Origin of the sequence: Acidovorax sp. ST3 (assembly GCF_003231145.1) — a bacterium.
In the GTDB taxonomy this organism is placed as follows: Bacteria; Pseudomonadota; Gammaproteobacteria; order Burkholderiales; family Burkholderiaceae_C; genus Acidovorax.
In genome coordinates, this window is sequence record NZ_QKVP01000002.1 from 921,194 (window position 1) to 938,714 (window position 17,521).

Consider the following 17,521-nt stretch of genomic DNA (forward strand, 5'->3'; position numbering starts at 1 on the left):
GTGCCCGGCGCCTGTTATCTGAGGCCCTAGAATGTAACTCGATAACCACCCCGCTTCAACCCATGTCCCTGCAAACCTTGCCCTTGCCGCCATCCGAACTGGGCGAATCGCCCTTCTGGCACCCCACGGAAAAATCCCTTTACTGGTGTGACATTCAGGGACAAGCGGTGCACGCATGGCATCCCGAAAGCGGCCACCACCGGCAATGGCGCATGCCCAGCGAGCCCGGCTGTTGCGCGCCAGCGGGTGATGGACGATTGGTAATCGGGTTACGAAACGGTTTCTATCTTCTGGACACTGCCAAGGACAGCGCAGACCCCACCGCCCTCACCTGCCTGGCACTGCTGCCCGCTGACCAGCACGATACCGCCGTGCTGCGCCTGAACGACGGTCGCTGCGATACCGCTGGCCGGTTCTGGGCGGGCTCGGTCATCACGCCGCGCACCGCCCCCCATGCCGCGCTGTGGTGCCTGCAGGCCGACGCCGCCAGCGCCACCGGCTACCGCGTGCGCCACATGGCGGGCAACAACTTCACTGCCAACGGCCTGGCCTTCAGCCCCGACAACCGCACGATGTACTGGTCCAACACACCCGAACACCGCATTGACCAGTTCGACTTTGATGTGTCTACCGGCGAGATCACCAACCGCCGCCCCTGGGTGCAGTTTGACCGCAAGGTGGAAGGCCAGCCCTACGGTGGTCGGCCCGATGGGGCAGCGGTGGATGTGGAGGGGAACTACTGGGTGGCGATGTACGAAGGGGCTTGCGTGTTGCAGCTTTCGCCAGCAGGTGAGGTGCTGCAGCGCATTGCGGTGCCGGTGCAGTGCCCGACCATGGTGTGTTTTGGGGGGGAGGATTTGCGGACGTTGTTCATTACGTCGGCGCGGGCGGGGAGGCCTGTGGAGGAGCAGGAAGCGGCGATTCCGGCGGGGTCGCTGTTCAGCGTGCGGGTGGAGGTGGCAGGACTGCCAGTCAATGCATTCCAACGTGCATAAGAAGGAGTGATCCAGCGTGCCCAGCGGCAATGCTTGCAGGCCCGTTTTCCCGGCTTACCGATTGGCCGTGTATCGCAGCCAGCCAGCAATCGTTCCGCTGCGTCCACCAGCATCCTTGGGATGCATCCGCCCTTCGCTGACGGGCACCTCTTCGAAGTCGAAAGGACTCATTCCTTCGATACACGCAACATTGATCCCGTATTGATGAGGAGAGGACCGGCTTTGATGAAAGGTATAGATGCCGCAGCGGGAACAAAAGTAGTGCTTGGCCTCACGCGTGTTGAACTGGTACAGGGTCAGTACATCCGCGCCCTGCAATACCTTCATATCGCTCAAGTTGGCAGAAACAGCCACCGCGCCACGCATGCTGCAGTAGGAGCAATTGCATCTACGGGCACTGCGCAAGCCGTCTGTGAGCCGTACCTCAAACCGAACTGCACCGCAATGACAGGCCGCTTGGTACATGGGCCGACTCTCAGTGGCGATTTCGCTCATACACAAACCTCGTCCTTGGAAATGGCAGTAGTCGCCATTCTCCGCGCTCAAGTCCCCGCTGCCACCACTCCCAACACGTCATAACACGCCCCCATGTTGTGATAGTCCACCTTCCCCGCATTGCTCTTTTCGCGGGTGGTGTTGCGGTTGTCGCGGTGCAGGATGCGAAACCACGCGCCGTGTTGGTGGTCCACAAAGTGGGCCCAGCAATAGGCCCAGATGCGGTCGTACCACTGCCAGTAGCGCTCGTCGCCCGTGCGCACCGCCAGCACCGCCGCAGCCGCCACGCTTTCGGCTTGCACCCAGTGGTATTTGCCGTCGTCGCAGATGCTGCCGTCGGGCGCCATGCCGTAGTACAGGCCGCCGTGCTCGGCATCCCAGCCGCGCTCCACAGCCGCATCGAACAGGCGCTGCGCACAGGGCAGGTGCCAGTCGGCGGGCAGCAAGGCGTCGAGTTGCAGCAGCAGCTTGGCCCATTCGGTCTGGTGGCCAATCTGGTAGCCCCAGGGGCGGAAGATGTTGCTGCGGTCGTGGCGGTTGTAGTCCCAGTCCACGGACCAGTCAGCGTGGAAGTGTTCCCACACCCACCCTTCAGCGGCGCGAGCGAGGGCAGCGTTGGACAGCGCGGCCTGCCGCAGGCAGATGCCTTGTGCGAGTTGCTCCGCACGCTCGATGTAGCGACGCTCGCCCGTGGCACAGAAGGCCGAAATCATGGCCTCGCAGGCGTGCATGTTGGCGTTCTGGCCCCGGTAGCTGGTCAACTGCCAATCGGTGCTGGCCTCGTCGGCATACAGGCCTGCGGCGGGTTGCCAGAAGTGCTTCTCAGCCGTTTGAAAAGCCTCAGCCAGCCAATCGCGGGCTTCGGGAACTCCGGCCTCGTAAGCGCGGGCATAGGCCAGCATCACAAAGGCCATGCCATAGCAGTGGCGCGTGGCGTCTTGTGTGGCGGCGCGGCCATCCTGCCAATCGATCAGCCATGCATAGCCACCCGTAGCAGGATCGAGGAATGCGGTGCGCAGGAAGTGCAGCGCGTGCCGCATGCCCACCTGGTAACGCGCCTCGCCGGTGGTGCGGTACAGCATGGCGTGCGTGACGACAAAGCGCGTAGCACTGACGAGGTGGCGGGTGCGCGGGTTGTAGACCGTGCCATCGTCCAGGAAGAAGTGGAACTGCCCGCCGCTCGGGTCGGTAGCCACGGGGTCGTAGAACGCCATGGTGTCCCGCAGATGCTGGCGCAAAAAGGCAGCAGAGCGGAAGTCTGGCAGGGGCGGAATCGCCATGGCGTGTGTCTCCTTTTCTTTGGGCTTTGAGCGAGAAACCGCGCTGGTTTCTGCCAGTGGGGCGCCTGGTCTCGCGCCAGCGCTACCCCGAGGACGGCGCAGTGCCGTGAGGGTCAGGCCGCGTTGCACAGCAGGCCCAGCAAGCCCGCTGTGGAGCCATCGAGCCCCGACACATCGCCACTCTCCAGCCGCGCTTCCAGGTCCTTGGCCAGCACCTTGCCCAGCTCCACGCCCCATTGGTCAAAACTGTTGATGCCCCACAGGCTGCCGCTCACAAACACGCGGTGCTCCTGCAGCGCAATCAGCGCACCCAACGAGGTGGGGGTGAGGGATTCGAGCAGCATCAGCGTGCTGGGACGGTTGCCCGGAAAGTGCCGGTGGCCGTCGTCGCTGGCCTTGCCCACCATCAGCGCCTGCGTTTGCGCCAGCGCGTTGGCCAGCAGCTTTTGCTGGTGGCCCGGCAACGGGTGCGAGGCCTTGCGAACGGCCACGATCTCCAGCGGCAGCACGTCGGCGCCCTGGTGCAGCATCTGGAAGAACGCGTGCTGACCATTGGTGCCGGGCTCGCCCCACAGCACGGGCGACGTCACGCACGCCAGCGTGCTGCCGTCTTGCGCCACGCGCTTGCCGTTGCTTTCCATCTCCAGCTGCTGCAGGTAGGCCGAGTAGCGGCCCAGCGCCGCGTGGTACGGCGCGATGCAGCGGCTGGTGAAGCCGTGGAAGTTGCGGTACCAGACATCGAGCAGGCCCAGGCGCACGGGCAGGTTCTGCGCCAGCGGCGCGGTGCGGAAATGCTCGTCCATGGCATGCGCGCCCGCGAGGAAGTCGCGGAACCCCTGCGCACCAATCGCGATGGCGATCGGCAGGCCAATGGCCGACCACAGCGAGTAGCGGCCGCCCACCCAGTCCCAGAAACCGAAGGTGGTGGTGATGCCCAAGGCGCCAGCGGCTTCGATGTTGGTGGTGAGCGCTGCAAAGTGGCGGGCCACATCGCGACCGCCCTGGGCAGCAAACCAAGCGAGCGCCGAGCGCGCGTTGGTCATGGTCTCGGCCGTGGTGAAGGTTTTGGACGCAATGAGGAACAGCGTGCTCTCGGGCCGCAAACCCTTGAGCACATGGTGCAGTTCGTGCCCGTCCACGTTCGACAAAAAGTGAAAGCGCTTGCCGGGGATGCGGAACTCTTCGAGCGCACGCACGGCCATGTGCGGGCCCAGGTCCGACCCGCCAATGCCGATGTTCACCACGTCGGTGATGGCCGCATCGCTGCGCACCTGCTCGGCGTACTGCAGCATGGCGTCAAGCGTGTGGTGCACATCGGCCAGGCGCTGCGCGGTCTCGGGCACATCACCGGGCAGGGCCACGCCTGCAGGGCGGCGCAGCAGCGTGTGCAGTACGGCGCGGTTTTCGGTGGTGTTGATGGCCTCGCCCGCAAACATCGCATCGCGGTGTTGCGCCAGGCCGCAGTCGCGGGCCAGGTCCAGCAGCAGCGCTTGGGTGCCCTGGTCCCACAGGTTCTTGGACAGGTCGGCAAACACATGCGGAGCCGACTGGCTGAAGGCGGCAAACCGCAGGGCGTCCTGCGCAAACGCCTGGCGCATGTCCAGGTGCTGGCCGTGGGAGGCATAGTGGGCGGCCAACTGGGGCCACAGCGCAGACTGGTCGCAACGGAGGGGCATGGTCATCAAACAGGTAGGGTGAAAAGCGCCGAGATAGTAACTTGATTACACAATCAAATGGCTTATTGGCAGGTTCTTTTGAGTTACACGCAGTAGTAACAAGGCAGCATTCTTTGGAAAATCATGTAACGTGATTACAATCCCACGCAACAAAACGAACCACCCCATCACGGAGACACCATGAGTTTTGACCTCGTCCTGTTCGGCGGCACCGGCGACCTTGCCTGGCGCAAGCTCATGCCCGCATTGTTTCAGGCCTTTCGGCATGGCACGCTGCCTGAGGGGGGGCGCATCATCGCGGTCGCACGCGACGACCTGAGCGACGAACAATACCGCAGCCTGATCCAGTCGCGGTTCGACAGCGTGGAACTGGCCAAGCGCCCCAGCCCGGACGAGTTTGCACGCTTTGCGGCGCTGCTGCACTACCTGCGCATGGACCTGTCCAAAACCCAGGACTACGAGCGCCTGGCCGAGACGCTGAAAGCGCGCGGCGCCGACTCGGTGGTGATGTACGTGGCCACCGCGCCCAGCCTGTTCACCAACGTGTGCGAGCAGATTGCCGCCGTGGGCCTGAACGGTCCCACCACCCGCGTGGTGCTGGAAAAGCCCCTGGGCCACGACCTGCAGTCCAACCAGGCCATCAACGACACGCTGCGCCGCGTGCTCAAGGAAGAACAGGTCTTCCGCATCGACCACTACCTGGGCAAGCCCTCGGTGCAGAACCTGTTTGCGCTGCGCTTTGGCAACGCGCTGTTCGAGCCCCTGTGGCGCCGCGAGACCATCGCCAACATCCAGATCACGATTGCCGAAGAGCTGGGCGTGGAATCGCGCGGCGCGTTTTATGACCAAACCGGCGCGCTGCGCGACATGGTGCAAAACCATGCGCTGCAGCTGCTGTGCGCCATCGGCATGGAGCCGCCCATCAACTCCAGCGCCAACGCCATCCGTGACGAAAAGCTCAAGGTGCTGCAGTCGCTCAAGCCCTGGACGCTGGAGACCATCGGCCAGCATGTGATCCGTGGGCAGTACGCGGCCGGCAACCACCAGGGCCAGCCCGTGCCCGGCTACGCGCAAGAAAAAGGCGTGGCCGCCAGCAGCACCACCGAGACCTTTGTGGCGCTGCGCACCGAGATCAGTAACTGGCGCTGGGCGGGCGTGCCGTTCTACATCCGCACTGGCAAGCGGCTGGCGGGGCGCGACGCGCACATCGTCATCAACTTCCGGCCCGTGCCCCACCCCATCTTCAAGACGCCTGCAGGCGCCGCGAACCGGCTGGTGATCAACCTGCAACCCAAGGACGGGCTGGAGCTGCACCTGATGGCGCAGGGCGCCGCCCAGCACCAGACCGAACCCGCGCTGTCGCAGGTGCACCTGAACCTGGACTTTGACCAGCGCTTTGGCACCGAGCGCGTGGGCGCCTACGAACGCTTGCTGCTCGACGTGATTGCGGGCCGCCTGAACCTGTTTGTGCGCAGCGACGAGCAGGAAGAAGCCTGGCGCTGGGTAGAGCCCATCCTGCAGTACTGGAAGAACGACCCGGCAGGCCCGCGCCCCTACCCCGCCGGTAGCTGGGGCCCGCGTGCCGCCAGCGCGATGATTGCGCGCGACGGGTATTGCTGGAGCGAGGAGATGTGAGAGCCTTGTCACCGGTGGCTGCAGACATTCGCAGCCCCGGTCGCTGGGCCTTGTTTTCTTCAGGTCTGCGCAGCCTCGCTGTGCAGCCACGACAGGAAGGCCTCTACCGCCGGGCGCTTGGCGTGCCGCTCGGGGTACACCGCAAAATGCGCCTTCACCCGCACGGCCTGGTCCATGCCGAACGGGGCCTTCAGTCGGCCATCGGCCAAGTGCCCGCCTGCGTTGACGGCGCTCTCCAGGGCCACGCCCAATCCCTGCGTGGCGGCATCCAGCGACATCTGGGCGCGGTCAAACCGCAGGGAGAAACGGTCGGGCGCCCGCAGCTTGGTGAATCGGCCAAACCAGTCCGACCACTGCACGATGCTCACATTGCTCTGGATCAGCGGCAGGTCCAGCAGCTGTTCCGCGCGCTTGAGCTTGTGCACCTTGATGAAGGCCGGGCTGGCCAGCGGCACGATCGCTTCCTCGAACAGCGGCTCCACCACCAGATCGCCCCACTGCGGAATGCCATAGCGGATGTCGATGTCGGCCTGGCCGAGCGCGAAATCGCTGGGCGTGTGGGCGGCTGAGAGGTTGAGTGATATCTCTGGGTAGGCCTGTGCAAAGCGGTGCAGGCGCGGCATGAGCCACAGGCTGGCGATGCTGGGTGCCGTGTGCACATACAGGCTGTTGCGGATGCCATGCCGCAAATCGTCGGTGGCCGTGGCAATGGCGTTGAGCGCAGCCCCCACGTGCATCAGGTAATGCTCGCCCGCAGGGCTCAGGCGCACCCCATGGGCGCTGCGCTCGAACAGGCGAATGTCCAGTTGCGCCTCCAGCCGCGAAACCTGGTGGCTGATGGCCGAGGCCGTGAGGTTCAGCTCCGCCGCGGCCAGTGCAAAGCTGCGGCGGCGTGCCACGGCCTCGAAGGCCTGCAGATTGGCAATGGGCGGCAAGGTGGGCATGGGGTGAACCCTGACGTTAGATGACGGAATGTCATCTTACGCTGATGATTCATCGCTTGTCATCATCTTGAGCGGCTTTGAGAATCGGCTCCCAGAACAGGAGACACCGCTTTGACAGCCGCCCTCACGGGCAGCGCGCAAGTCTCCTGCACCTTCACACCACAGGAGACAAGACACATGCTGCTCAAGGACCAGGTTGCCATCATTACCGGAGGGGCGGGACTCAACGGCCTCGGGTTTGCCACCGCCCGACTGATGGCCGAGCAAGGCGCCAAAGTCGCCATCCTCGACCTCGAAGCCGCCGCCCCCGCAGGCGCCGCCGCGCGGCTGGGCGAGGGCCACCTGGGCCTGGTGGCCGATGTGACCGACAAGGCATCGTGCGAAGCCGCTGCCGCCCAGGTGCGTGCGCATTTCGGCCGCATCGACACGCTGGTCAACAACGCCGGCATCACCCAGCCCGTCAAGACGCTGGAGATCACCGGCGCCGACTACGACCGCATTCTTAATGTCAGCCTGCGCGGCACGCTGTACATGTCCCAGGCCGTGCTGCCCACACTGCGCGCGCAGCAAAGCGGCTCCATCATCTGCATCTCGTCGGTGTCGGCCCAGCGCGGCGGCGGCATTCTGGGCGGGCCCCACTACTCGGCCGCCAAGGCGGGCGTGCTGGGCCTGGCCCGTGCCATGGCCCGCGAGTTCGGTCCCGAGAACATCCGCGTCAACTGCATCACACCCGGACTGATCGGCACGGACATCATCAAGGGCAAACTGACCGAAGAGAAGAAGGCCGAGATCGCAGAGACCATTCCGCTGGCCCGCCTGGGCCGGGCCGACGACATTGCCGGCGCCTGCGTGTTCCTGGCCAGCCCGCTGTCGACCTACTGCACCGGCATCACGCTCGATGTGAACGGCGGCATGCTGATCCACTGACCGCCTGCACTACCTCTCAACAAACATAAACCAGGAGACAAACCATGCAACGCAAAACCTTCACCCGCACCTTGCTGACAGCCGCTGCCTTGGCAGTGGCACTGCCCGGGCTCGCGCAGGCGCAGGCCATGAAGCTCACGCTGGGCCATGGCGCAGCCCCCGGCAATCCGCGCCACGAGGCTGCCGTCAAATTCGCCGAAACCCTCAAGGCCAAAACCGCAGGCCGCATCGAGGTACAGGTGGCGCCCTCCGCCCAGCTGGGCGACGATGCCGCGATGGTCACGGCCGTGCGCACCGGCGCGCTGGACATGACGGCGAACTCGCAAGGCGCCGTGTCGGTGGCCGTGCCCGAGTACGCCGCCTACGGCATGCCGTTCATGTTCTCCACCCCCGCGCAGGCCTTCAAGCTACTGGACGGCCCGCTGGGCCAGGAACTGGCACAGAAGTCGGTCGACAAGGGCATGGTGGTGCTGGGCTATTGGGACAACGGTATCCGCCACATGACCAACAGCAAACGCCCCATCACCAAGGTCGAAGACATGAAGGGCCTGAAGATGCGCACCCCGCCGGACGCGGTGCTGGTGGACATCATGCAGGCGCTGGGTGCCGAGGCACAGCAGATCAAGTTTGCCGAGCTGTACGTGGCGCTGCAGCAAGGCGTGGTCGATGGGCAGGAGAACCCGCTGGTCAACATCCACGCCAGCAAGCTGTACGAAGTGCAAAAGCACCTGGCACTGACGAGCCACATGTTCCAGATGACGCCATTCCTCATGAGCAAGCGCACCTGGGACCGCCTGTCCGATGCGGACCGCAAGGCCGTGACCGAGGCGGCTGCAGAGGCCACGGCACTGCAGCGCAAGATGTCGCAAGAGGCCGACGACAAGCTGCTGGACGACCTCAAGGCCAAGGGCGTGCAAGTGACCACGGTGGACAAGGCCGCATTTGCCAAGGCCACGGCTGCGGTGGACGCCAAGTGGCTGACCACGCCCATCGGCCCGTACCTCAAGAAAGTCATCGCCGCCGCGCGCTGACCGTTCCGGGCGCTGCGGCGCCTGTCCTCATTTTCCCGAAGCCGCTGCACGGGCCCCGGCCCTGCAGCCCAAGGAGTCTCCCGATGAACCTCATCGAATGGGCCGTTGTCGGCGTGTGCCGAGTGCTGCTGTGGATCAGCACGTCCGTCATCTTCATCATCCTGGTGGCCAACACCGTGTTGCGCTACGCCACCGGCACCAGCCTGCAGTGGGCCAATGAGGTGCCGGAGCTGCTGTTTCCATGGCTGGTCATGTCTGGCGTAGTGCTGGCGGCAGCGCACGGTGCCCACATCACCACCAGCTTTCTGATGGACGCCGTACCGCCCGCGCTGCGCCGCTGGGCGGCCATCGGCAGCTGGCTGGTGGTGGCAGCGCTGTACGGCACGCTCGCTCGGGCCACCTTTCAGATGCTGGAGATCGTGCACGACGAGAAGTCGCCCATCCTGCAGGTGCCCGGGTCGCTCACCTATGGCTGCGTGATGGGTGGGTTGGTGATGCTGGCGCTGCTGGCGCTCAAGTCGGCCTGGAACGCCTGGGCCACGCCACCGGTGCCCAGCGCCCCCGATGCCGAGACCGCCGTGCCCGAGGCGCACTGGTAAGCCCCGCCACCCCTGCCAAGGATCTCACCATGAGCGCCCTCATTCTTTTTGTCTTTCTCGGCGCGGCCGTGCTGGCCATGCCTATTGCCCATGCGCTGCTGGTCGCGGCCATGGCGGCCGCCGCCACCTCCGACCGCGTGCCGCTCGATCTGCTGGTGCAGCAGATGGTGGCGCAGGTGCAGAGCTTTCCGCTGATCGCGATCCCGTTCTTCATGCTCACCGGCTCGCTCATGATGGGCGGCCGCCTGGGGGCAGCGCTGGTGGGCGTGCTCAGCACGCTGATCGGCCGCTTTCACGGCGGACCCGCGCAGGTGGGCGTGCTGTCGTCCACGCTGTTCGGTGGTGTGTCGGGCTCGGCGGTGGCCGATGCCTCGGCCATCGGCTCGCTGCTGATCCCCTGGCACAAGCGCCTGGGCTATCCGCCCGCTTTTTCTGCCGCCACGCTGGCTGCAGCGGCCACCATCGACATCCTGATCCCTCCCTCAATCCCGATGATCCTGTTCGCCCTGACGGCCAATGCCTCCATCGCGGCACTGTTTGTCGCGGGCATCCTGCCCGGCATCCTGATGTGCGTCGGCTTCATGTTCATGTGCTGGTGGGTCGGCAAGCGCCGTAACTTCCCGCGCGACACCACCCCCATCAACTGGAGTGAATTCCGCGTGCACCTGCTGTACTCGTCCCCCGCGCTGCTGCTGCCGGTGCTGATCGTGTTGTTCCTACGCTTTGGCATTGCCACACCGACCGAGGTGGCCGTGTTGTCCACGCTGTACGCCGCTGCGGTGTCGGTGGTGGTGTACCGCGACCTGTCGCTCAAGCGCCTGAACGATGCCGTGGTGCATGCGGGCCTGGCGACCGGCGTGGTGCTGCTGGTGATCATGGCCTCTGCCGCCATCGGCTGGCTGCTGACCTACGACCAGATGCCCACGGGTGTGGCCCACTGGATCCAGCAGAACGTGAGCCAGGGCTGGATCGTGATCCTGATCATGAACCTGCTGATGCTGTTCATCGGCATGTTCATCGACCTGCCGGCCGCCGTGTTGCTGCTGACCCCGGTGTTCCTGCCCCTGGCCGAAAGCATTGGCATGGACCCGGTGCAGCTGGGAATCATGATGGTGGTGAACCTGGCTGTGGGCCTCTACACCCCCCCCGTGGGCACCACGCTGTTCATCACCAGCGCACTGGCCAAGGTCAAGGTGGGCCGGACGGTGCGCGAGCTGGGGCCGTTCTACTTCGTGGCCTTCCTGGTGCTGGCGCTGGTGTCTTACGTGCCGGCCTCGATCCTTCGCTGACCGCTTTTCTTCCCCCGCTTTCACACAGGAGAACTCCATGACTTCCGCCGCAGACAAACTGCAGGCGCTGGCCCGGTGCGCCCATCGCATCCGCCGCTACGCCGTTCGCATGGGTGAGGTTCAGGGCCAGGGCTACATCGGCCAGGCACTGGGCTGGGCCGACGTGCTGGCCGTGGCCTACGGCCACGCACTGAACCTGCAACCCCAAGACCCCACCTGGGAGGGCCGCGACCGCTTTCTGCTCTCGCACGGCCACTACGCCATCGCCCACTACGCAGCGCTGATCGAAGCCGGCGTGATTCCGCAGGAGGAACTGGAAACCTACGGCAGCGACGACAGCCGCCTGCCCATGAGCGGTATGGCCACGTACACACCGGGCATGGAAATCTCGGGCGGCTCACTGGGCCAGGGCCTGGTGATCGGTGTGGGCATGGCACTGGGGCTCAAGCAGAAGAAGACCCCCGCCTTCGTCTACAACTCCATGAGCGACGGCGAACTCGACGAAGGCTCGACCTGGGAGGCCGCCATGTCGGCCGCGCACCACCGGCTGGACAACCTGATCTGCCTGGTGGACATAAACAACCAGCAGGCCGACGGCCCCAGCAGCCAGGTGCTGGGCTTCGAGCCGCTGGCCGACAAGTGGCTGGCCTTTGGCTGGCATGTGCAGCGTGTTGATGGCAATGACCTGGCTGCCGTGCTGGCGGCCTTTGACACCGCCCGCCATCTGACGGAGCCCAAGCCACGCGTGATCCTGTTCAACACGCTGATGGGCAAGGGCGTGCCCTTCCTGGAGACGCGTGACAAGAACCACTTCATCCGCGTCGATCCGCCCGAGTGGCAGCAGGCCCTCGCCATCCTCGACCAGAACGCCCCCGAAGGAGTCGCCGCATGAACACCGTTGCCGAGAAAAAGCCGCGCCTGACCACCTCCGCCATGATCGCGTCCATCGCGGGCGAAGGGCAGCGCGTCAAAGCCGCACCGTTTGGCAAGGCCATGGTCGAACTGGCGGCCACCCGCCCCGAGATCGTGGGCATGACCGCCGACCTGGCCAAGTACACCGACCTGCACCTGTTTGCGCAGGCCTACCCCGAGCGCTTTTACCAGATGGGCATGGCCGAACAGCTGCTGATGGGCGCGGCGGGCGGCATGGCCAAGGAAGGCCTGATTCCTTTTGCCACCACCTACGCCGTGTTTGGCACACGCCGTGCGTACGACTTCATCCACCAGGTGATCGCCGAAGAAAACCTCAACGTAAAGATGTGCTGCGCGCTGCCCGGCCTGACCACCGGCTATGGCCCCAGCCACCAGGCCACCGAAGACCTGGCCATGATGCGCGGCATCCCCGGCCTGACCATCATCGACCCCTGCGATGCGCTCGACATCGAACAGGCCGTGCCGCAGATGGCCGCCCACAACGGCCCCGTCTACATGCGCCTGCTGCGTGGCAATGTGCCGCTGGTGCTGGACGAGTACGACTACCAGTTCGAGCTGGGCAAGGCCAAGCGCCTGGTGGATGGCGACGAGGTGCTCATCATCTCCAGCGGCATCATGACCATGCGCGCGCTGGAGGTGGCCAAGGCGCTGCAGGCCGACCGCATCGGCGTGGGCGTGCTGCATTGCCCCACCATCAAGCCACTCGATGTAGCAACCATCCTGGCCGAGGTGCAGCGCAAGCCCCGCCTGGTGGTGGTGGCAGAGAACCACTCGGTGGTCGGCGGCCTGGGCGAGGCCGTGGCCAGCGCGCTGCTGCAAAACGGCGTACAGCCCGCGCGGTTCCGCCTGGCGGGGCTGCCCGATGCCTACCTGGATGCGGGGGCTTTGCCCACGCTGCACGACCGCTACGGCATCAGCACCGAGGCGTTGTCGGCGCGCGTCAAGGCGTGGTTGAAATAGGGCCGTATCCGAGGGGCAGGTCCGCGCTCTCTGCGCCAGCGCAATGGCCACTCCGTGTTGCTGTGGCGTTGCAGCGATGTGCAGGTTAACGCGCCCTGCCCTCTTCCACCAGCTCGATCGGCAACCCATCCGGGTCGGCAAAAAACGTGAACAGTGCCCCCGTGAACGGGTCCACCCGCACCGGCTCCACGGCCACGCCATGGGCCACCAGAGCAGCTACGCTGGCCTGCATGTCGGCCACGCGCAGGGCCAGATGGCGCAGACCGCAGGCCTCGGGGTACGACGGGCGTGCAGGTGGGTTCGGAAACGAAAACAGCTCTACCTGTGTGCCATCGGGCAGTTGCAGGTCCAGCTTGTACGACTGCCGCTCGGCGCGGTAGTGCTCGTGCACCACCTGCAGGCCCAGCACCTCGGTGTAGAAGCGGCGGGAGCGGGCGTAGTCGCTGGCAATGACGGCCACATGGTGCACGCCGATGGGCCGCAGCGTGGGCGGTGGTGCGCTGTCGCTGCTCATGCATCCGAGCCCGCAATGTCCAGCGCACGCGATGCGCCAAACAGCGCGGGTGTGGCGCTGGGGTCAATCACCCAGCAGGGAATCGTCGCCAGGTAAGACTGGAACCGCCCCTTGGATTCAAACCGTGCGCGGAACGGCGACTGGTCAAACCACGTGCCCAGGCGCGGCACCATGCCGCCGCCGATGAACACGCCGCCGCGCGCGCCGAGCGTGAGCGCAAGATTGCCCGCCACGCTGCCCAAGAAGCCGCAGAACAGCTCCAGCGCCTCCAGCGCCAGCGGGTCGTTGGCTTGCAGTGCCAGCTCAGTCACCTGCGCGGCCGAGCTGACCTCCTTGCCGCCGCGCTGGGCCAGCCGCCGCAGCGCGTGGTACAGGTCCACCAGCCCGGCGCCACACACGGCGCGTTCGGCCGACACGTGGCCGTAGCGCTCTTGCAGGATGCCCAGCACATCGAATTCGCGCTGGGTCTGCGCGGCCAGCGTGACATGGCCGCCCTCGCCCGACAGCGGCACGCCCAGGCTGGAGCCGGGCGGAAACACCAGGCCGGACACGCCCAGGCCCGTGCCCGGGCCCAGCAGCGCAATCGCGGCGCCCGGCACGGCCTCGCCACCGCCCACGGGGCGCAGTTGCGCGGACGTGAGCAGGGGCAGCGCCAGCGCGAGCGCGGTGAAGTCGTTGATAACCACCAGCCGCTCAAACCCAAACGCCTCGCGCACGGCGCGTTGCGAAAAGCTCCAGCTGTGGTTGGTCATGCGGATCGCGTCGCCCGTGACCGGGTTGGCGATGCCAAACGCCGCCTCGCGGGGCGTAGCGATGTTCACCTCGGCCAGGTAGGCCGACAGGGCAGCATCCACTGTGGGGAACTGTGCGCAGGGCAACACACGGGTGTCGTGCAGGGGGCCATCGGGCTGGTCTTGCCAGGCCAGGCGAATGTTGGTGCCGCCGATGTCGGCCAGCAGGCGCAGGGGTGTCATGCGATGTTTTTAAGCAAAAACAGCTGCTAGCGCTAGTAGAACATGCGCTAGCAGCTATTGTTTCAATAGCAACCAGTGTGCTTTCCCGTAAATAGCTGCAAGAAATGAAATCGATGGCATCGCGCCCAGGGCAAGGCGCAAACCGCAGTGATAGCCGTAGCTATCGCGAGGATTTGCAACGCAGCCCTGGGGGTGAGGACGCGATTTCATGTGCAGATATTTGCGGGACGGCACACTACATGCAACGATCCGGCGGCGCATTCGCCGCGCGGCTCACGCCAGCCGATTCTCGCTGCTGGCGTCAAACCAGTGGGCGTTGGCGGGCTCTACCGCCAGGCCCACGGCGTCGCCAGGCTGCACGCGGGTCTGGGCGTCGGTGCGCAGCGTGACGCTGCCTGCGGCCGTGTCCACCATCACATAGGTGTCAGGCCCCGTGGGCTCCACCACGCTGACGCGGCCGCGCCAGGGGGCGGTCTCCTGAATCACCAGGTGCTCGGGACGCACACCCAGCAGCACTTCGTTGGCGCTGGCGGGAGCGGCCAGGTTCAGCGCTGCCCCCTGGATGCCAAACTGCCCGCCCGTGGCCGCACCGCGCAGCAGGTTCATGGTGGGCGAGCCGATGAAGGTGGCCACATAGGTGTTGGCCGGGCGGTTGTAGATGTCGTCCGGCGTGCCCAGCTGCTGCACCACACCGCCCTTCATCACCGCAATGCGCGAGCCCAGGGTCATCGCCTCCACCTGGTCGTGCGTGACGTACACGCTGGTGATGCCGCTGGCCTGGTGCAGGCGTTTGATCTCGGCGCGCATCTCCACGCGCAGTTTGGCGTCCAGGTTGGACAGCGGCTCGTCAAACAAGAAGAGCTGCGGCTGGCGTGCCAGCGCCCGGCCCATGGCCACACGCTGGCGCTGTCCGCCCGAGAGTTGGCTGGGCCGGCGGTCCAGCAGGTGGCTGATCTGCAGCATCGTGGCCACTTCGTCGATGCGCTTTTGGCGCTCGGCCTTGGACATCTTGCGCATCTCCAGCGCAAAGCCGATGTTGTCGGCCACGCTCAAGGTGGGGTACAGCGCGTAGCTCTGGAACACCATGGCGATGTCGCGATCGCGCGGAGGCATGCCCACCACGTTCTTGCCGCCGATGCGGATCTCGCCCTCGGTGGGCTCGTCCAGCCCCGCAATGATGTTGAGCAGCGTGGACTTGCCGCAGCCCGAGGGGCCGACCAGGATGAGGAACTCGCCGGGCGCGACGTGGATGTCCACCTTGCGCAGCACTTCCACGCTCTTGTCGCCCTTGCCAAAGCGCTTGTTGATGCCTGCAATGTCGAGTGATGACGCCATGATTTATCCCTTCACCGCGCCGGCCGTCAGCCCGCGCACAAAAAATTTACCAGCCAGCACATAGATCACCATCGTGGGCAAGCCCGCAATGATCGCGGCCGCCATGTCCACGTTGTAGGCCTTCACGCTGCTGCTGGTGTTGGCCAGGTTGTTGAGGCCCACGGTGATGGGCTTGGACTCGGTGCCCGAGAACACCACGCCGAACAGAAAGTCGTTCCAGATGTTGGTGAACTGCCAGATCAGCGTGACCATGACGATGGGCGTGGACAACGGCAGCACGATGCGCCAGAAGATCTGCCAGAAGCTCGCACCGTCCATGCGTGCTGCATTCACCAGCTCCTTGGGGATGGCCGCGTAGTAGTTGCGAAAGAACAGCGTGGTGCCCGCCAGCCCGGCCAGGCAGTGCACCAGCACCAGCCCGGTGATGGAGCTGGACAAGCCCAGCCAGCCCAGCACCTGGCTCATGGGCAGCAGCACGACCTGGAAGGGCATGAACACGCCAAACAGCAGCAGGCCAAACAAGGTGTCGCTGCCGCGAAACTTCCACAGGCTCAGCACATAACCGTTGAGCGCGCCCCACACGGTAGAGATCAGCACGGCCGGCACGGCCATGGCCACCGAGTTCCAGAAGAAGGGGCGCAGGCCATTGCAATCCACCCCCGTGCAGGCGGTGGACCAGGCCGTGCCCCAGGCCGACCAGTTCAGCGATCCCGGCAGCGCCAGCAGCGAGGTGCTGCGGATCTCCTCGGCGTCCTTGAACGAGGTGACCAGCATGGCGTACAGCGGCAGCAGAAAAAACGCGGTGGCCAGGGCCAGCACGCCATAGACCAGCAGGCGGCCCACGGACGGAAACACAGAGGGCTTAGCGGTCATGGGGTTTGCTCCGCAGTTCGCTGTAAAGGTAAGGAATCACCAGGGCCGCCACGGTGGCCAGCATCATGGTGGCACTGGCCGCGCCCAGGCCGATCTGGCCGCGCGAGAACGACATGGTGTACATGAAGGTGGCGGGCACATCCGTGGCAAAGCCGGGGCCGCCGGCCGTCAGTGCCATCACCAGGTCAAAGCTCTTGATGGCTAGGTGCGACAGCACCATGAGCGTGGAGAAAAATACCGGCCGCAGCGCAGGCAGCACGATGCGCCAGTAGATGCGCGGCAGCGAGGCACCATCGACCTGCGCGGCCTTGATGATGCTGTCGTCAATGCCGCGCAGCCCCGCCAGGAACAGCGCCATGGCAAATCCGGCGCTCTGCCAGATGCCGGCAATGACCACGCAGTAGATGGCCATCTCGGTATCCACCAGCCAGCCAAATTCAAAGTTCGTGAAGCCCCAGTCGCGCACCATTTTCTCGATGCCGAGGCCGGGGTTCAGCAGCCACTTCCAGGCCGTTCCCGTCACCACAAACGACAGCGCCATGGGGTACAGGTAAATGGTGCGTAACGCGCCCTCAGCGCGGATCTTCTGGTCCAGCAGCACGGCCAGCACCACTCCAATCACCAGCGATCCGCCCACATAGCCCACGCCAAAAATGCCCAGGTTCTTCAGGGCCACCCACCAGCGGTCCATCTCCCACAGGCGCTCGTACTGCGCCAGGCCCGCCCATTCGTAGTTGGGCAGCATGCGCGATGCGGTGAGGCTGAGCACGCCGTTCCACACCATGAGGCCATAGATGAAGGCAAAACCCAGCACGAACGCCGGGGTCACCACCAGCCTGGGCAGCCAGGTTTCAAAGGAATTCTTCATTGCTTGCGAATCTCTCTTGCGTACGCACTGCACACGCTGCGTGCGCGGTAGGCGCTGTACGCGGTGTCTCGATCAGTCACTGAATCACCGTTTCACTCATTCACACATTCACTTTGTGTCACATGAAAAAAGGGGGGTGCGCACAGAGCACCCCCCAATGAACAAAGTGTTTACCTCAAACTAACTCGCTACT

At 65.2% G+C, this 17,521-nt stretch carries 17 protein-coding genes; 8 read left to right on the forward strand and 9 right to left on the reverse strand.

All coding sequences use genetic code 11. The annotated features are described in order from the left end of the window. The first annotated feature begins 62 nt into the window (after positions 1-62). The gene (locus DNK89_RS09135; protein WP_110959776.1) at positions 63-995 is read left to right on the forward strand and encodes an SMP-30/gluconolactonase/LRE family protein; all 933 of its coding nucleotides are present in this window, start codon (positions 63-65) and stop codon (positions 993-995) included. A gap of 54 nt (positions 996-1,049) precedes the next feature. Here the strand turns inward: DNK89_RS09135 and DNK89_RS09140 are convergent, their stop codons facing one another. The 3 genes from DNK89_RS09140 to pgi all read right to left on the reverse strand — a co-directional run bounded on the left by DNK89_RS09140 (position 1,050) and on the right by pgi (position 4,452). Next, complete coding sequence (locus tag DNK89_RS09140; RefSeq protein WP_370220890.1) at positions 1,050-1,460, reverse strand: GFA family protein; 411 nt, start codon at positions 1,458-1,460, stop codon at positions 1,050-1,052. 77 nt (positions 1,461-1,537) lie between these two features. Next, positions 1,538-2,770 (reverse strand): AGE family epimerase/isomerase, encoded by a 1,233-nt coding sequence (locus DNK89_RS09145; RefSeq protein ID WP_110959778.1) that lies wholly within the window; start codon positions 2,768-2,770, stop codon positions 1,538-1,540. A 113-nt stretch (positions 2,771-2,883) separates the two neighbouring features. Beyond that, positions 2,884-4,452, reverse strand: a complete 1,569-nt coding sequence (gene pgi, locus DNK89_RS09150; RefSeq protein WP_110959779.1) for a glucose-6-phosphate isomerase — start codon at positions 4,450-4,452, stop codon at positions 2,884-2,886. 174 nt (positions 4,453-4,626) lie between these two features. On the opposite strand from pgi, the gene zwf reads away from it, so the two are divergent. Then, positions 4,627-6,081 (forward strand): glucose-6-phosphate dehydrogenase, encoded by a 1,455-nt coding sequence (zwf, locus tag DNK89_RS09155; protein ID WP_110959780.1) that lies wholly within the window; start codon positions 4,627-4,629, stop codon positions 6,079-6,081. Positions 6,082-6,140: 59 nt separating this feature from the next. Here the strand turns inward: zwf and DNK89_RS09160 are convergent, their stop codons facing one another. Then, positions 6,141-7,025 carry a LysR substrate-binding domain-containing protein gene (locus DNK89_RS09160; RefSeq protein WP_110959781.1) on the reverse strand — a complete coding sequence of 295 codons (885 nt, stop codon included), beginning with the start codon at positions 7,023-7,025 and terminating at the stop codon, positions 6,141-6,143. Positions 7,026-7,202: 177 nt separating this feature from the next. On the opposite strand from DNK89_RS09160, the gene DNK89_RS09165 reads away from it, so the two are divergent. The 6 genes from DNK89_RS09165 (at position 7,203) to DNK89_RS09190 (ending at position 12,764) form a co-directional block, all read left to right on the forward strand. Next, positions 7,203-7,952 (forward strand): SDR family NAD(P)-dependent oxidoreductase, encoded by a 750-nt coding sequence (locus DNK89_RS09165; RefSeq protein WP_110959782.1) that lies wholly within the window; start codon positions 7,203-7,205, stop codon positions 7,950-7,952. A gap of 44 nt (positions 7,953-7,996) precedes the next feature. After that, positions 7,997-8,983, forward strand: a complete 987-nt coding sequence (locus DNK89_RS09170) for a TRAP transporter substrate-binding protein (protein WP_110959783.1) — start codon at positions 7,997-7,999, stop codon at positions 8,981-8,983. An 83-nt stretch (positions 8,984-9,066) separates the two neighbouring features. After that, entirely contained in the window at positions 9,067-9,582 is a 516-nt protein-coding gene (locus DNK89_RS09175; protein WP_110959784.1) for a TRAP transporter small permease, read from the forward strand. A gap of 29 nt (positions 9,583-9,611) precedes the next feature. Further along, positions 9,612-10,871 carry a TRAP transporter large permease gene (locus tag DNK89_RS09180; RefSeq protein WP_110959785.1) on the forward strand — a complete coding sequence of 420 codons (1,260 nt, stop codon included), beginning with the start codon at positions 9,612-9,614 and terminating at the stop codon, positions 10,869-10,871. Positions 10,872-10,908: 37 nt separating this feature from the next. Beyond that, positions 10,909-11,763, forward strand: coding sequence for a transketolase (locus DNK89_RS09185; RefSeq protein WP_110959786.1), 855 nt, complete (start codon positions 10,909-10,911; stop codon positions 11,761-11,763). Then, on the forward strand, positions 11,760-12,764 hold the full coding sequence (locus DNK89_RS09190; RefSeq protein ID WP_110959787.1) for a transketolase family protein: 1,005 nt from the start codon (positions 11,760-11,762) through the stop codon (positions 12,762-12,764). Before DNK89_RS09185 ends, DNK89_RS09190 begins: the two co-directional genes overlap by 4 nt. 85 nt (positions 12,765-12,849) lie before the next feature. Here the strand turns inward: DNK89_RS09190 and DNK89_RS09195 are convergent, their stop codons facing one another. The 5 genes from DNK89_RS09195 to DNK89_RS09215 all read right to left on the reverse strand — a co-directional run bounded on the left by DNK89_RS09195 (position 12,850) and on the right by DNK89_RS09215 (position 17,328). After that, entirely contained in the window at positions 12,850-13,278 is a 429-nt protein-coding gene (locus DNK89_RS09195) for a VOC family protein (RefSeq protein WP_110959788.1), read from the reverse strand. Beyond that, positions 13,275-14,252 carry a glucokinase gene (gene glk / locus DNK89_RS09200; protein ID WP_110959789.1) on the reverse strand — a complete coding sequence of 326 codons (978 nt, stop codon included), beginning with the start codon at positions 14,250-14,252 and terminating at the stop codon, positions 13,275-13,277. The genes DNK89_RS09195 and glk overlap by 4 nt, the downstream gene beginning before the upstream one ends. A gap of 273 nt (positions 14,253-14,525) precedes the next feature. After that, positions 14,526-15,587: an ABC transporter ATP-binding protein gene (locus DNK89_RS09205; protein ID WP_110959790.1), complete on the reverse strand. Its 1,062-nt coding sequence runs from the start codon at positions 15,585-15,587 to the stop codon at positions 14,526-14,528. A 3-nt stretch (positions 15,588-15,590) separates the two neighbouring features. After that, the gene (locus tag DNK89_RS09210) at positions 15,591-16,460 is read right to left on the reverse strand and encodes a carbohydrate ABC transporter permease (protein ID WP_110959791.1); all 870 of its coding nucleotides are present in this window, start codon (positions 16,458-16,460) and stop codon (positions 15,591-15,593) included. Then, positions 16,450-17,328, reverse strand: coding sequence for a carbohydrate ABC transporter permease (locus tag DNK89_RS09215; RefSeq protein WP_015012611.1), 879 nt, complete (start codon positions 17,326-17,328; stop codon positions 16,450-16,452). The genes DNK89_RS09210 and DNK89_RS09215 overlap by 11 nt, the downstream gene beginning before the upstream one ends. Positions 17,329-17,521 lie beyond the last annotated feature (193 nt).

Bases quoted from the DNA above. Each gene is read 5' to 3' on its own strand.
- DNK89_RS09175 (WP_110959784.1), top strand. From the start codon at position 9,067: ATGAACCTCATCGAATGGGCCGTTGTCGGCGTGTGCCGAGTGCTGCTG.
- DNK89_RS09180 (WP_110959785.1), top strand. From the start codon at position 9,612: ATGAGCGCCCTCATTCTTTTTGTCTTTCTCGGCGCGGCCGTGCTGGCC.
- DNK89_RS09185 (WP_110959786.1), top strand. From the start codon at position 10,909: ATGACTTCCGCCGCAGACAAACTGCAGGCGCTGGCCCGGTGCGCCCAT.
- glk (WP_110959789.1), bottom strand. From the start codon at position 14,252: ATGACACCCCTGCGCCTGCTGGCCGACATCGGCGGCACCAACATTCGC.
- zwf (WP_110959780.1), top strand. From the start codon at position 4,627: ATGAGTTTTGACCTCGTCCTGTTCGGCGGCACCGGCGACCTTGCCTGG.
- DNK89_RS09145 (WP_110959778.1), bottom strand. From the start codon at position 2,770: ATGGCGATTCCGCCCCTGCCAGACTTCCGCTCTGCTGCCTTTTTGCGC.
- DNK89_RS09170 (WP_110959783.1), top strand. From the start codon at position 7,997: ATGCAACGCAAAACCTTCACCCGCACCTTGCTGACAGCCGCTGCCTTG.
- DNK89_RS09165 (WP_110959782.1), top strand. From the start codon at position 7,203: ATGCTGCTCAAGGACCAGGTTGCCATCATTACCGGAGGGGCGGGACTC.
- DNK89_RS09205 (WP_110959790.1), bottom strand. From the start codon at position 15,587: ATGGCGTCATCACTCGACATTGCAGGCATCAACAAGCGCTTTGGCAAG.
- DNK89_RS09190 (WP_110959787.1), top strand. From the start codon at position 11,760: ATGAACACCGTTGCCGAGAAAAAGCCGCGCCTGACCACCTCCGCCATG.
- DNK89_RS09160 (WP_110959781.1), bottom strand. From the start codon at position 7,025: ATGCCCACCTTGCCGCCCATTGCCAATCTGCAGGCCTTCGAGGCCGTG.
- pgi (WP_110959779.1), bottom strand. From the start codon at position 4,452: ATGACCATGCCCCTCCGTTGCGACCAGTCTGCGCTGTGGCCCCAGTTG.
- DNK89_RS09195 (WP_110959788.1), bottom strand. From the start codon at position 13,278: ATGAGCAGCGACAGCGCACCACCGCCCACGCTGCGGCCCATCGGCGTG.
- DNK89_RS09135 (WP_110959776.1), top strand. From the start codon at position 63: ATGTCCCTGCAAACCTTGCCCTTGCCGCCATCCGAACTGGGCGAATCG.
- DNK89_RS09215 (WP_015012611.1), bottom strand. From the start codon at position 17,328: ATGAAGAATTCCTTTGAAACCTGGCTGCCCAGGCTGGTGGTGACCCCG.
- DNK89_RS09210 (WP_110959791.1), bottom strand. From the start codon at position 16,460: ATGACCGCTAAGCCCTCTGTGTTTCCGTCCGTGGGCCGCCTGCTGGTC.
- DNK89_RS09140 (WP_370220890.1), bottom strand. From the start codon at position 1,460: ATGTACCAAGCGGCCTGTCATTGCGGTGCAGTTCGGTTTGAGGTACGG.